Annotated in this window: 10 protein-coding genes and 3 pseudogenes; 4 read left to right on the forward strand and 9 right to left on the reverse strand. The window is 50.3% G+C overall.

Going from position 1 to position 14,515, the window contains the following annotated elements; all coding sequences use genetic code 11:
• Nucleotides 1–154: 154 nt before the first annotated feature.
• A complete protein-coding gene (locus MWU63_RS13460) occupies nt 155–751 on the reverse strand; it encodes a GNAT family N-acetyltransferase (protein ID WP_213891178.1) in 597 nt (198 codons plus the stop codon).
• A gap of 418 nt (nt 752–1,169) precedes the next feature.
• Here MWU63_RS13460 and MWU63_RS13465 point away from each other — a divergent pair.
• A pseudogene (locus MWU63_RS13465) lies at nt 1,170–1,304 on the forward strand (glutathione S-transferase); the annotation flags it as partial.
• Nucleotides 1,305–1,340: 36 nt separating this feature from the next.
• Here MWU63_RS13465 and MWU63_RS13470 read toward each other — a convergent pair.
• Together MWU63_RS13470 and MWU63_RS13475 are read right to left on the reverse strand one after the other, a co-directional pair.
• A complete protein-coding gene (locus MWU63_RS13470; RefSeq protein WP_247078418.1) occupies nt 1,341–1,544 on the reverse strand; it encodes a hypothetical protein in 204 nt (67 codons plus the stop codon).
• 137 nt (nt 1,545–1,681) lie between these two features.
• Nucleotides 1,682–2,056 (reverse strand): annotated as a pseudogene (locus tag MWU63_RS13475) (IS3 family transposase); the annotation flags it as partial.
• Nucleotides 2,057–2,314: 258 nt separating this feature from the next.
• Between MWU63_RS13475 and MWU63_RS13480 the strand changes: the two are divergent.
• On the forward strand, nt 2,315–2,761 hold the full coding sequence (locus MWU63_RS13480) for a pyridoxamine 5'-phosphate oxidase family protein (RefSeq protein ID WP_213891175.1): 447 nt from the start codon (nt 2,315–2,317) through the stop codon (nt 2,759–2,761).
• 329 nt (nt 2,762–3,090) lie between these two features.
• Here MWU63_RS13480 and MWU63_RS13485 read toward each other — a convergent pair.
• Nucleotides 3,091–4,118 (reverse strand): annotated as a pseudogene (locus tag MWU63_RS13485) (IS110 family transposase).
• Nucleotides 4,119–4,286: 168 nt separating this feature from the next.
• Between MWU63_RS13485 and MWU63_RS13490 the strand changes: the two are divergent.
• On the forward strand, nt 4,287–4,643 hold the full coding sequence (locus MWU63_RS13490) for a hypothetical protein (protein ID WP_213891173.1): 357 nt from the start codon (nt 4,287–4,289) through the stop codon (nt 4,641–4,643).
• A 50-nt stretch (nt 4,644–4,693) separates the two neighbouring features.
• Here MWU63_RS13490 and MWU63_RS13495 read toward each other — a convergent pair whose 3' ends face one another.
• The 4 genes from MWU63_RS13495 to MWU63_RS13510 form a co-directional block, all read right to left on the reverse strand.
• Nucleotides 4,694–5,599, reverse strand: a complete 906-nt coding sequence (locus MWU63_RS13495; protein ID WP_213891171.1) for a methylenetetrahydrofolate reductase — start codon at nt 5,597–5,599, stop codon at nt 4,694–4,696.
• Nucleotides 5,600–5,774: 175 nt separating this feature from the next.
• Nucleotides 5,775–6,965 (reverse strand): ABC transporter permease, encoded by a 1,191-nt coding sequence (locus MWU63_RS13500; protein WP_247078293.1) that lies wholly within the window; start codon nt 6,963–6,965, stop codon nt 5,775–5,777.
• Nucleotides 6,966–6,987: 22 nt separating this feature from the next.
• A complete protein-coding gene (locus MWU63_RS13505) occupies nt 6,988–7,707 on the reverse strand; it encodes an ABC transporter ATP-binding protein (RefSeq protein ID WP_213891167.1) in 720 nt (239 codons plus the stop codon).
• Nucleotides 7,700–8,941, reverse strand: coding sequence for an efflux RND transporter periplasmic adaptor subunit (locus tag MWU63_RS13510; protein ID WP_213891165.1), 1,242 nt, complete (start codon nt 8,939–8,941; stop codon nt 7,700–7,702). The genes MWU63_RS13505 and MWU63_RS13510 overlap by 8 nt, the downstream gene beginning before the upstream one ends.
• A gap of 288 nt (nt 8,942–9,229) precedes the next feature.
• Here MWU63_RS13510 and MWU63_RS13515 point away from each other — a divergent pair, with 288 nt between their 5' ends.
• Nucleotides 9,230–9,553, forward strand: coding sequence for a hypothetical protein (locus tag MWU63_RS13515; protein ID WP_247078295.1), 324 nt, complete (start codon nt 9,230–9,232; stop codon nt 9,551–9,553).
• 56 nt (nt 9,554–9,609) lie between these two features.
• Here MWU63_RS13515 and MWU63_RS13520 read toward each other — a convergent pair whose 3' ends face one another.
• Nucleotides 9,610–14,109, reverse strand: coding sequence for a chemotaxis protein CheB (locus tag MWU63_RS13520; RefSeq protein WP_247078297.1), 4,500 nt, complete (start codon nt 14,107–14,109; stop codon nt 9,610–9,612).
• Nucleotides 14,110–14,515: the final 406 nt, after the last annotated feature.

Raw genomic sequence — 14,515 nt, forward strand, 5'->3', positions numbered from 1 at the left:
CAACTCAACGAGCGACCTCGAAAGACCTTGCAATACCAAACGCCAGCAGAGAAATTTGAAGCATGTGTTGCGGCGATCAGTTGAAACCACAGGGTACAAAGCCGATTTTCGAGGGTAGCCCTCATCTAGTACTGTTGGAAAGTCATCCAGACTTTTACACATTTTGTTTTCGTGCCGGGCGCAACATAGGAAAACGAGGTGGCGACAAACCAACGCGTACTTCCGCCAACTCTTGGAAGCCAAAACGCCGGTAGAGGGATCGGTTGGCTTTATTAGTCGATTCCAGATAAGCAGGTAGTCCATCGCGATCGACGACTGCGAGGCAATATTCCAAGAGTTTCGTCCCGACACCGTGCCCGCGATATGCGGGGTCCACGGCAATCAAGCCAAGGTACCAGTGCGGATCACTTGGGCAATAGGCCGCGCTTTGAGAAACTAACGCTTGAAACTCAGGTGGGAAAATTTGGCTCTCAGTTGCGACCGAAGTTTCAGTCTGCGCAATCGCTTCCGAGCGATCCTTTTTTGCACCGGGTGGAAGCCAGACCGCCGCTCCAGCAAAATCACCGATGACATAGACCGTTCCGGCATCGAACGCGGCTGAATATGCACGCCTTGGGTGCTTTTTGCTGTCAAGCAGGAAGTCACGTGACTTAGGCAACAGCCAACGAACGAAGGGATCGTCAACGAATGATACAGAAAGCAATGCGCCCATGCATTCCTCGTCGTCCCAGTCACCCCTTCTGATCGGCATGTCTTTCAAGATCACCTCCACAAAGAATACTCTGTGATTGTTATTGGCTTTCCACCAAGGCACAAGAGAGAGTTCATCAACTGAATGTCACATTTGGGCTCAAAACAGGCTTTCGCCGCAGAAGTGTCGACCGATTGAAACCGCCGGACAAACCGGACCTAGGCCTCAATAGGCGCGACCCCCGCTACGGCCCACAGGAGACATTCATTGGGTCGGTTTGCGCCGCGATGCAGCTTTCGTATTCCGACCATTCGTGCTCTGCGCAGCATTTGCGAAGAGAGAATGACGGCAGCGCGGAAAAAGCGGAACTTGCCCTATGCCTGATTCCAGATACGCTGCTCTCAATTATTATCGGGTAGGAGGGAATAGAATGTTGACGGTTTGGGGAAGAAGAACATCGTCCAATGTTCAGGCACTGATGTGGTGTATAGGCGAACTCGGTCTTACATCTGAACGCCATGATGCTGGGCACAAGTATGGCGGAACCGACACGGATGATTTTTTTGATCTCAACCCAAACCGGACCATTCCAGTTTTGCAGGACGGAACGAACCCACCCCTATGGGAAACAGGATGCATTCTACGCTACCTAGCTAGCCGATACGCCGATGAGTGGAGCGAAAAGTTCATCAAGCTCTGTCGGTGGGCCAGATCGGGGAATTGTGTGGCTGGCCTTTCCTCTTGCTTTCCCTGCGAACCGCCGATGGGACCAACGGGCAACAAAGGATGCCAGATAAAACAAGGCGATGGCGGCCAGCAGCCAAGTTACGCTATAGACGCCAAGTTTGATCATTCCGTACGGTCGCCTGTTGTCGGAGTTTCTTCAAGTCGCGTTGTGGGATTTAGATGGAAAGTTACGCGAGAAAACTCGACGCCACATAGCTTGTGAGGCGGAAAATGGCTAGCAGGCTCATGAATGCCTCTAGTTTCCTAGACACCTTGTAGGTTCAGTATTTGCTGCCTATCGAAATCCACTGGCGACAACATGCCGTTTCTAGCCTGTTTGCGTTTTGGGTTGTAGAAGAATTCGATGTAGTCGAAGACGTCGCTCCTGACATCGTCTCGGGTTTTGTACAGGCGCTGGCGAATGCGCTCTCGTTTCAATAGATTAAAGAAACTCTCGGCTACCGCGTTGTCATGGCAATTACTCTGGCGGCTCAAGCTGTATTGTAGATTGTGGTGCTTTTGAAATGATGCCCACTCAAGGCTGGTGAATTGTGAGCCCTGATCAGAATGGATCAATACCTTTTCGGTCGGTTTGCCTCGCCAGACAATCATCAGCAAAGCTTACAGAACCAAATCCGTTGTCTAGCTTGATTGCATCGGCCACCGGCTGATCCAAGAGACCGAAGTTTAGCAAATCTCGTTCTGTCGATTCATCGGCCTCACCGTGACTCTATTCTTCGTGACCATTCTCCGGTCGCGCGAGAGTCCGTTTCAACCAAATGATATGCCCCTCAATATAGACCTGTCGCGTACGGCGATTGATACACGTCAATATTGACGACCCAATTATGTGATCTGTTTCTTTTAGTTTTCAATTCTCGCTTGGGAGGTGTCGCTGTGGACCAGAAACTGAAGGATCAAATCATATCTATCATCGATGACACCGATGACATGACCATCGCAACCGTGCGCGAGGATGGGTTTCCTCAAGCAACCACGGTCAGTTTCATGAATGAGGGTCTGACTATCTATTTTGGAACGTCGGCCGATAGCCAAAAGGCCAAGAATCTTGCCGCAAACAATAAAGTCTCGCTAACCATCAACCGTCCTTACAAGAGCTGGAGCGACATCATTGGGCTCTCTATGGGCGGCAAAGCAGTTCTGGTCACGGACCCCAAGGAATTCGAGGGCGTTGTCCAAATGATGTCCAAGAAGTTCCCGCAAATCCCGGACTATGTGCCTACTGAAGATGTCGAGTTGGCGATCTTTCGCATTGACCCGAGTGTCATCTCGCTTCTCGACTATCGAAAGGGTTTTGGTCATTGCGAGTTAGTGACGGTTTGACATGGCCACCCATTCCACCACACTTAGGGGCCGTGTGTGGATGAATATGGATCCCGCCTAATTGCAACGGTCTTGATAGGTCTGGTTCAGGATCACGATTGCTGATGTATATCCGGCTTCTATGAGCGGCCCAATACATTGTCACCGCGAGCCCCGATGGATTTCCGCGTGCTTCTCCCTCATTGGCTCCAAGACATCAGCTTTGCTGTGCCGATCCACACACCAGGTTTAAGAAGCGACGGGTCGTGCCGTTGTCACCATCCCATGCCAAGTTGCTGCAATATTCCGGGTTTGTCCTCCTCGGTTTAGCTTTTTAGCGTCTGCTGGTATTATATCTTTACAGAGCCGGTTGGTTGATAGACTGAGTCACCAGACAAGACTGACCAAACGATCCTGGCGTTCTTGTTGGCAAGCGCGACAGCAACCACATTTGGATGTCGCCGGTCGCGCATCCGTCTAATCCACAGGCTTTTGGCATCGGTCTTGCCGCCCGCCTTCCCAAGGACGGCGCGGGCGCCATGGATCATTAAGGTGCGCAAGTATCGGTCCCCGCGTTTGCCGATTCCAAACAGGTGCGACTTGCCACCACTGGATCGCTGTTTGGGAACGAGCCCAAGCCAAGCGGCAAACTGCATTCCGTTTTTGAAGCACGTCCGGTCGCCGACGGCGGCAACCAGCGCTGTTGCTGTTATTGGACCGATCCCATCAATCTTTCTAATGCGTTGGCACATCTCATTGGATCGAAAGAGGTCTCGGATGCGTTGATTGTAGGAGGTAATGCGTTGATCCAGTTCATTGAGTTCTTCGCGCACATCGCGAACCAGCTCCAAGATCAAGCCCCCAAGGGTCTTGTCGACCCCATCCGCAATCTGCCCAAGAGCATACTGAGGCGCGAGTTATCGCGGGCTATCGCCACGCCATGCTCTGCCAGCAAACCTCGGATCTGGTTTACTAGACGTGTCCGGTCTGACACCAGTCTGTGGCGCATACGATGCACCGCCTGTATCTCGGGTTGTTCAGCTGATTTCGGTGGAACGAAGCGCAAAGACGGCCTGCCGATTGCTTCGTAAATAGCCTCAGCATCGTTCCGGTCATTCTTGTTGGACTTCACATATGGCGTCACAAATTGCGGTGAGATCAAGCGGATCTCATGCCCTAGGTCACCAAGTACTTTTGCCCAATAATGCGACCCACTACAGGCCTCCATGCCAACAACACAGGGCGGCAAACCAGCAAAGAATTGCGGAACTGCGTCTCGCCGTAATGTCTTTCGCAGAACCGCATTACCCTGATCATCAACACCGTGGACTTGAAAGACCGTCTTCGCCAAGTCCAAACCAATTTGTACAATCTGCATTGTAATTCTCCTTTCCCTAAGTTGATCCTCTAAGGGTCACCGATTAAAGGCGGCGGGGTCCATACCATTGGCTCCCTTTTTGCAAGTACAATTTTGTGCTTGGCGTTTTGTCAGAAGCAGTCTTGTGTTCGCCTCTTAGCGCGAAGCACATGGCCGCTGGCCCATCTGATGGTTTCCACCAGCCAACTTGGCGTTGAAATGGGCACGCAAAAGTCAGCTGAACAATTGACCGAGGTTGGGGTCGTCTATTGGAAAGGGTTCGCCTTTGGCGATCTGGTAGTCTACACGCCACTTTTGATCACTGGGCTGATTGGCCATTTCTTGGGGCGGCACTGGGGACGGATCAGGCTGGCTGCAGCGTTTGGCATCACCGTCTACTGGCTCATCGTTTCGCTTGCAGCGGTTTATTTCGCGAAAGATGCCGAGGGCTGGACGCTCGGAAGTCCAACGGCCTATTGGTTCGTGTTGCCAATTGTAACACTGTGGGTCGTCTGGGGGATTTGGGGTTTGCTACATGAGACCTGAGCGCGTCGAAATCCGTCAACGCGAATATCTGCACCACGGGAAAGGTATCGTCATTGTGATGCATACCCGAGCAGCCGGGCCAAGGCCAATGGTGTGGGCCAGCGGTTCATTGAGTAGACGTGGATGGCCGGGGCGCCATAGGCGATCAGGCGACGAGCCTGCTCGACTGTTGCTGCGGTAGCAAGATGAGCAGACAGTTCCGGCGTCTTCTCCGCTTCAGCAAACAACTGGTCGAGCCAGTTAGGTATGTTCGTTCCATTCGCACGGGCAAATCCGCGTAGACGCTCCCAGCCCTCCAGCGGCATCAGGCCCGGAATGATTGGCACATCGATCCCGTGATCGGCGCAACGATCCAAAAACCGACCATAGGCAGCCGGATCAAGAACAAATTGGCAGAATGCCGTGCTGGCGCCAGCTTCGAGCTTCTCCTTCAAATGGTCAATATCGGCATCAAGCGTTTCTGCTTCCGGATGTTTCTCAGGGTAGGCGGCAACAGTGATTTCGAAGGGGTGAATTTTGCGAAGCGCTTCCACCAACTCGGTCGCATGTGCAAAGCCGGATGGTTTCGGCATTTGGGTTGTACGCGGACGATCGCCGCGCAGGGCGAGGATACGTGTCACACCCGCGGCCCAGTACCCTTCGGCGGCCTCAAGCGCCTGATCGCAGCTTAGTCCCCAGGCCGTCAGATGAGCGGTAACAGGGCGCTGACTTCTTTCTGCAACTTCCACAGCCGTTTCATAGGTTCCAGTCCTCGTTGTCCCGCCTGCGCCCATGGTTACCGAAAATCCGTTGGACGCCACGGTTGCCAGACGATCAACAGTTTCGTAGAGCGTCGCCCTGCCAACCTGACTTCGTGGCGGAAACAACTCGAAACTGAGCGGAACAGACCCGCCTGAGTCAAACAAGCGTTTCAGAAGCGCTTCGGTCGGTTGGGGGACGATCGGCTGACGTTTCATGGAAAGGATATCCTTATGCTGCTTCCAGATTGCTTGTTCATCTTCACTCCTTCACGGTTATGATGCACAAGAAATCCTCCTGACGCTAACTCCTCAAATCTGTCCTAAAGGCGTTAACCCCAGAAATAAAACTGAGAAGAGTTCGCATTGGTTTTACAGCACCCCCTCAGGTTCGCTATTCGTGGCGCAAGGCATCAATTGGATTGAGCCGTGCAGCGCGGCGAGCTGGAAAATAGCCGAAAATCACCCCAACCGCGGCAGAAAATGCAAAAGCCAAAACGATAATTTTTGGGTCGGGTGTGAATGGAATGGAAAGCATGTTTGCTCCAATCAGCGCCAGGGCCAGCCCTACAACAATACCTATCAAACCACCAATTAGCGACAGTACGATTGCTTCAACCAAAAATTGCGTCAGCACTTGTCGTGCTTGTGCGCCCACTGCGAGCCGGATACCGATTTCGCGCGTGCGTTCAGTCACGGAGACCAGCATGATGTTCATGATCCCGATTCCGCCCACCAGCAGGCTGACTGCTGCAACTGCAGACAGAAGACCGGTCAGGATATCAGTGATTCCGGACAGCATGGTGGCGATCTGTTTCATGTCCATTACGGTAAAATCATCATCTTCGCCGCGTCCGATCCGCCGGATTTCACGCATGAGAGTTTCTATTTCCTCCTTAGCACGGTCAGTAGAGACGCCCTCGCGTACTGAAACATAGATCGTAGAGACATCAGCATTTCCCGCAATGCGGCGGTGAAACGTCTTTATGGGCATGATTACGAAATCATCCTGATCACTGCCGAAGGTAGATGCTCCTTTTGATTGCAACAGACCGATCACCTTGCAGGACAGTGTTTTGATGCGGATTGTTTCGCCGATCGGGTCAGCATACCCGAACAATTCGGAGCGTACAGTTTCGCCCAGGATGCAAACCGGTTTGCCAGATTGAATCTCAGCAGTTTCAAAAAACCGGCCGCGGGCAAGTTCCCACCCGGCGGCCTGAAAATAGCGATTGTCCGTTCCGACAATATCAGTGCGCCTGTTTTCATTGCTAAAGACCGCCCGTGACCGGGCTATACTGAGTGGCGCGGCGATATCGACGACACTAAGCTGATCCTGAACAGCATCGTTATCCCGGATGGAGAAGAGAGAGTAAGCTGTACTAGCAGGGCCACCCTCCATGGCGTCCTGACCGGGAAGAACCATCAGGACATTGCTGCCCAGCTTTTCAACATCGGTGGTAACCTGTTCGGTAGACCCCTGCCCAACTGTGACCATTGCAATGACCGCGGCTACACCAATAACAATACCAAGCACAGTCAGGAATGACCGCATTGCGTTGCGAAAGATTGCTTGGACCGCCAATTTTATCGTTTCCCAAATCATACTAGGCCGCTCTTTGGGTTGGAGTGTCACGCTCTATGCGACCATCAACCATCCAGATCAAGCGGTCAGCATATTGTGCCATTGCCTCTTCATGGGTCACCATAATGATGGTCAGGCCCTCGGTGCGATTGAGATGCTGTAAAACTTCCATTATTTCGGCGGAACGCTTTGTATCAAGGTTCCCTGTGGGCTCATCCGCCAGGATTACCTTTGGCTTTCCGGCAAGTGCGCGGGCGATCGCGACGCGTTGCTGTTGTCCCCCTGACAGTTCGGACGGGTCGTGAAGGGCTCGATGGGCCAACCCTACTTTCTCAAGCGCCTCGTGGGCAGCAGCTTCTCGCTCCGCTCGTAGCAAGCCTTTGTAGATCAGTGGCAGTTCCACATTTTGCAGCGCACTTGTTCGGGCAAGAAGGTTGTACCCCTGAAACACGAACCCCAGATAATGGCGGCGCAGCAATGCTCGCTGATCCTGAGTCAGATCAGCAACCTCGACACCGTCAAACAGATACTGACCGCCAGTCGGTGAATCCAGACAACCAATGACATTCATTGCCGTTGATTTGCCCGAACCACTGGGGCCCATGATTGCAACAAACTCGCCCTTGTTTATTTTCAGATTAACGCCGTCCAGTGCCCGCACTTCGGTCTCGCCGTGACCGTAAATGCGGGTAATGCGATGTAACGCGATCAACGGTGTTTTCGCTGCTGGTACATTATTCATCGATCTGATCCGTAACGACCAAATCGCCTGCAAAAACACTTCCCTCAATGATTTCAGTCAGTTTTCCATCGCTCGCTCCTGTACGCACGGCAATCTCCTCTGGTACACGATCTTTCAAGATCCAGAGTGTTTTGTCATCTTCGCGACGGTCATCGTCCCTTCCAGAAGGGATCAACATACCCAGAAGCCCACTGCGTTCCTCGTCTTCTGTTGCGGGTTCAAGTGGTGGGGCATAGCGCAGTGCGGCATTGGGAACCGTCAAGACATCGTCGATTTCTGCAACGGTAATGTCTGCCGTTGCCGTCATGCCCGGGCGTAGCAGCAGGTCTGAGTTATCAATCGTCAGAATCGCTTTGTAAGTCACAACACCGTCGATTGTTTCCGGTGCAAACCGTATCTTTGAAATCTCGGCTGGAAAGCGACGATCATCGTAAGCTTCAACGGTGAACTCGGCTCTGTTACCGACACAGATCTGGCCGATATCAGCCTCGTCGACATCGACTTGTAGTTCCATCTCCGTCAAATCTTCGGCCACGGTAAAAAGGATTGGGGCAGACAATGACGAGGCCACGATTTGCCCTGCATCAACAGCCCGGTTCAGCACGATGCCTTGAATCGGAGAACAAATACAGGCCTTGTCCAACTCAGCCTGTTGCAGGTTGAGATTGGCCTCGGCCAACGCACGATCTGCGATGGCAGATTGCAATTCCGCTTGCGCACGTATGTATGCGGCCTTTTTCGAGATGAAGGCCTGGTGCGAGGTGACACCGCGTTGTTCCAGATTCAGCTCGGCTTCGTATTTTTCTTTAGCCTCATCCAAGGTCGCTTGTGCCATTGCCACTCGGGCGATTGCGGAATCGAGTGAGGCCTTGCTCACCTCCAATTGGGCTTCAAGTTTTGTCGTGTCCAACTCAGCAAGTATAGTTCCGACTTCGACACGGTCATTATAATCGACATTCACGCTTGCCAGAGTTCCGGACAATTCGCTGGAGATTTCTACGAGATTAGTCGGTTCGACGGTTCCAGTGGCGGTTACGGTAACGCTGAAACTGCCAATTGAAACCTCTGAGGTAATATATCGGGTGACAGATTTTGAGTGCGAAAATGATATCCAGTACCAAATACCACCCATAACAAAGGTAAGAACAATGGCGTATTTGATCCACCTAAGTTTATAATTTTTATGTGCTCTTAGCCCCAGCGTTTTTTCGACATCGGTATTCGGTTCAGCCATGTCTGTCCTCGGGATAATAGTCCAAGCCTCAAAAATCTTAGCACGGTCGAAAAATATTGAGATGATCGGGATCAATACTTTTCCCGGAAAAGCGGCGATCCGGTTGCCGATGCGTGATGGCTGTATTTCTTAGGGTTAAATCGCCGCATTCGAACACTCTGTTGGGCTGTTGCAGTCTCAAAACGATCAATCGAATCGGGAAGAGTATCTTCTATCTTTTTAAGACGAACCGGGCTTCCCGAAACATCGAAAACGGTCTGTTCACCGCGCTTCAGGTTCAGAACGAAGATGGGCGTTTTTACCTCTCATCCGGACATAAGTCTCGTCCACATACCAGTTCAGACCACACCACGACCGGAGTTTGAACGACCGCTTCGCTATCTCAGGACCAAACTTGCGAACCCATCGGTGGATCGTGGAAGCATCCATTTCGATACCTCGCTCCGCCAAAAGATCCCGCACATCCCGGCAAGAAAGCGCGAAACGGCAATACTAGCGCACGGCGCAAAGGATAACCTCAGGTGGAAACCGATGATGTTTGAACGGGCTACGCTGCGTAAAGGGCCTCCAAAACTTGGCATGGCCGCGAAGCTGCAGTCTCAGGCAGATTAATGCAACAGACCCATCTGATCTGTTAGTAAATTAAGAGTCGATCCACGTATAATCAACTAGCTTAGTAGTTTGCGCAGGTTCTGGGCTAAAGTACTTATGCTGTACGGTTTACGCAGAACTTTGTGTGGGCTGGTCTCTATCTCTGACATATCGGCAAACCCGCTTGCCAATAAGACCTTCAATTCAGGATTGATAGATAGGGCCTCCTCTGCCACGTCGAACCCGGTCATGCCGCCAGGCATCATGATATCCGAGAATACCAGATCGATGGAGTTTTTCTTTTTCAGGATTGCAATCGCTTTTGGGCCGTCCACTGCTTCGACAACTTGATAGCCCATATCTTGCAAGCGTGACACGGTTAAGCGACGGACGAGGGGATCGTCTTCGACAACGAGGATTGTTTCATTCGCTGCTTTTAAAGAACTTTGCCTAATTTCAGATTCATTATTCTCATCCGTTGAATGGGAAACCGGAAGATAAAGATTGACCGTCGTACCCTTACCGGGTTCGCTATAGATCGCCAGATGCCCATTTGATTGTTTGGCAAAACCATAGATCATACTAAGGCCAAGACCTGATCCGTAACCCGTTTCCTTAGTAGTAAAGAAAGGCTCAAATGCCTTTTCAAGAACACTATTTGTCATGCCGGTGCCAGTATCTGACACTGACAAGGCGACATAGTGGCCAGCCGATACTCCGATTTGGGTGTCGGTATAGTCTTGATCTAATACAACATTACGGGTTTCGATCTTTAGCACACCTCCATCTGGCATTGCATCACGGGCATTTATCGTCATATTCAGCAACGCGTTTTCGATCTGGGAAGGATCAGTCAACGTTACTGCCAGACCTTTATCAAGTTTTTCACGGTACTTGATTTCCTTGCCAACGGTACTTTTAAGAAGTGGGCGCATAGCAACAACAAGTTCGTTGATTTGAACATTTTTAGGTTCAAGAGGCTGGCGCCTTGAGAAGGCAAGCAATCGGGTCGTTAACTCAGCACCCATTTCCGCTGCTTTCTGTGCCTCGCTTAGCAGGTCCCTTAAAGCATCGTCCTTTACTCTCATTTCCAAGAGTTCAAGGTTGCCGATGACGGCAGTCAGAAGATTGTTGAAATCATGCGCGAAGCCTCCAGTCAGCTGACCAACGGCCTCCATTTTTTTTGCTTGTTGCAGTTCTTCTCGACGTTTCCGCTCTTCTGTTAAATCGTGCAGGACTCCGACAAATTGTTGTGAACCGGAGAATGAGTGTTCTGAAACAGTAAGGCGGAGCGGCACCTCGCGCCCGTCCTTTCTGCAGCCAACGACTTCGCGGCCAATACCAATTATTTTTTTCTCACCGGTTTTCAAGTAGTTACTGAGATAGCTGTCGTGTGCATCTCTATCTACGTCAGCCATAAGCTTGCTTGCGTTTTGACCAATCATCTCGTCGGTGGTAAATCCAAAAATTCTTTCCGCTGCAGCGTTGAAACTTTGGACGGTTCCTTCGTCAGTGATCGTTATAATGGCATCAGGAGCGGAGTTCAGAATGATTGCAAGGCGCGCTTCACGTTCAATCAGTTCATTCTGAATTTTCTTACGTTCTGTCACGTCCTCAATTGCAAGCAGGATCAGTTCGTCGCCAAATCCTTTCTGCTCAATCTTGCGGGCACTTAGAACCATGTCTCTTGCACCAGCTTCAGTGGTATCAATAGTGATTTCGAAAGATTCGACGGTTTCCTTTTCGGGCAGAACGCGTTCCAACAACTTCCGCAAATTTGGAATGTCCCACTGACAATCTTGAATATCAAAGATTGAAAGGTTTTCTATGTTAACGGGCCTTGTTTTAAATGCCGCATAAAAGGAACGGCTGGCACGGATAATCCGAAATGACTTGTCCAGAACCACCAAAGGTTCACGCACTGTATCGACGATGTTTTCGGCAAATAGCTGTGCAGCTTCGTTCTTTTTCTGCAAGATCTTAAGATCTGAAACGTCAATGAAGGTTATCACCAACCCGCTGATTTTTCCTTCTTGCGTGCGATAGGGTAATATACGACGAAGATACCACTTCCCTGTTTTTTCCGGAACTTCAATTTCGATTGGGGTATGGTCTTGCAACACTTTACGAGCATCTTTGAGTATATCGGGATCATTGATCTTGCCGGTAATGTCGCTAAAGGGTCTTCCTTCATCATTTGCGATAACATTGAAGATTTTTCGCGTTGCAGGTGTAAACCGCATGATATTGAGTTGCCGGTCCAGAAAAATAGTTGCAATTTCCGAGCTTGAAAGGAGATTGTTCAAATCTTCTGAGATGCTGCGTTCGTCTTCCACCTTTTGTTGAAGCTGGGTGTTCAGCGTCAGTAATTCTTCGTTTAAAGACTGCAACTCTTCTTTTGAAGTTTCGAGTTCTTCATTCGTTGACTGGAACTCTTCGTTCAACGACATCGCTTCTTCGTTGGCAGACTTTAGCTCTTCTGTCGATAGTTCGAAATCGTGGATTGTGTTGCGCAGGTCCTGCTTGGTTGCATCAAGCTCCTGTTCCATATGGTGAAAGGCGGCCTGGTCTCCCTCAGTGCTGTCCTGCCCCAATTCTTTTACAATGGTTTGCTGGTCCGAAAAAGTCACAAGGAAAAGCGGAGAGCCATCCTCGTTAACAGGGTGCACCCTTATGTTGACCTTTATTTTTTGCTTATCACGGCTCAAAGTAGCTGTGCCTGAAATCTCCTTGTTTTCCTTGATAGCTTGCCGGATGGCGCTGCTGAGTTTGGCGCGCAATCCTTCGCGCACCATTGCAAGCAAATCCTGACTGGCCTCGCCGACCGGTACTTTTAAGTATTTATCGGCAGCACCTTGTACAAAAAGCGTTTCCATGCTGGCATTGATCAGAACTGCAGCGGGGGCGTATTGTTCAATCAGTAACTTTTGGCAGAGGTCGGCAAGCCGTGTTCTTTGATTGACATTTGTCGGGCTCAATGCCGATTGGCTTCCCGCTATGAGGGTGGCAGGTCTTGTCGTGAAATTAACTTTCCGGAGGAGGGATGAGCCGATCCGTTTGAAGAGCCTGTATTTTGACGAAAGTGGCGCGAACAGATCGTCCTGATTGCCAATGGTTTCCGATAGTCCCAGCATCAGGAGTCCATCATTTATCAACGCAAAATGGAACATTTGCAAAATCCGACACTGCGCAGAGGGATCTAGGTAGATCAATACATTGCGGCAAGAAATAAGGTCGAGTTTCGAAAATGGAGCGTCGGATAACAGGTTTTGATTGGCAAAAACGATCGACTCACGCAGCTCAGATGAAACACGGTAGCTGTGGTCTTCTTTCGTAAAAAAACGGTCTAAACGTTCAGGAGTCACGTCTTCTGCGATTGAATCTGGATATACGCCTGCTCGTGCCACGGACAACGCTCGTTCATCTACGTCGGAGGCAAATATTTGCAACTTGATATTTTTGCGTAGGGAGGAGATCCATTCAATGAGCAAAATTGCAAGCGAGTACGCTTCTTCTCCGGTGGCACAGGCTGGAACCCAAACCCGGATTGGCTGGTCTTTTTTATGATTGCTAACTAGGTCATGTAATACATTTGCGTTGAGATACTCGAATGCCTCAGGGTTTCGAAAAAATGAAGTAACGACAATAAGAAAATCACTGCACAGTCGCTCGCATTCCTCAGGTGAATCTTGCAGAAGCGCCAAGTAATCCTTGGAGTTCTCCAGATGCTTGAGCGCCATTCGCCTTTCGATCCGGCGTAACAGCGTACCGTCTTTATATCGCTCGAAATCAATCGGTGAATGGGCTTTTAACAAAGATACAATTTCTTCGAACGAGTCGCGCGCAGTCTCTCCCAGAACCTTGGCAAGAGGTTTCCGGCTGACATATGGATGTTTGACAAAATCACTGACGACCTTTGGCATTTTTTTTACGGATAAGACGTGATCGGCCGATCCGGTTGCAATGGCGCTGCGTGGCATGCCATCGTAATCGGCCTCTTTTGGGTCCTGTACCAGAACCATCCCACCGTACTCCTTGATGCTTTTAATACCAGTGGTACCGTCGCTGCCGGTGCCAGAAAGGATGACAGCGATGGCATTGTTTTTTTGTTCGACAGCCAGTGAGCGCAGGAAAAAGTCGATCGGCAAACGCATGCCGCGCCGGGCCTTGGGTTCGGACAGATGAAGGACGCCTTGTTTGATACTCAAAAAGTGGTTGGGTGGAATGATATAAACGTGATCTGCACGAATGGGCGTCAGGTCTTGTGCCAAATCAACCTGCATTTTTGTGTGCTTAGACAGAAGGCTGGCCATTAGGCTTTCGTGATCCGGATCAACATGATGAATCACAACGAAGGCCAGTCCACTTGTACTTGGCATGACTTTGAAAAAATCGGTCAATGCTTGCAACCCACCAGCCGAAGCCCCGAGACCGACAATCGGAATAGTGGGCTTGGTTTCCGAAGATGGTGTAGGTTTTGTTGTCTTTTTGGTGTTTTCAGATTTTCTCGTGGTCGTCGGTTTTACCGTTTGGCGCGTTCGGGGCCCGGGCGCTGGCAGTTTGGGTTTCCTTGCCATGTGTCATCAGCTCTCATATCTATGCGATCGAGTTTTGCAGTATTTGCAGGACCAAACAAGGGTGCATCCCTTGCGATCTTTCTAGGAACGCTCTGAATTCCTGAGTGTTCTGTGCATCTTCCACAGATTCAGCGGTGCAATTTTAAGTGTTTTAACGTCAGTAAATGGCTCAATATTGAGTGAGGAGCTCTATCCTCAGAAAACCCAATGAAGGATTCCCCAATAAATTGGCCAAACTGTACTCAGCATCATGTTTACAGGGATTGCGACAATCCAATTCCAAGCGGAGTAAATATAGCCGTCAAAAAATGTAAGATAGATGAAGGTCATCGGGATGCTTAAAAGATAAATATTTATAAATACACGTGCCATAGAGCCTCCCAATTTTGTCAAAAAGCGCACCAAT

Origin of the sequence: Pseudohalocynthiibacter sp. F2068 (assembly GCF_023015645.1) — a bacterium.
Classification (GTDB): domain Bacteria; phylum Pseudomonadota; class Alphaproteobacteria; order Rhodobacterales; family Rhodobacteraceae; genus Pseudohalocynthiibacter; species Pseudohalocynthiibacter aestuariivivens.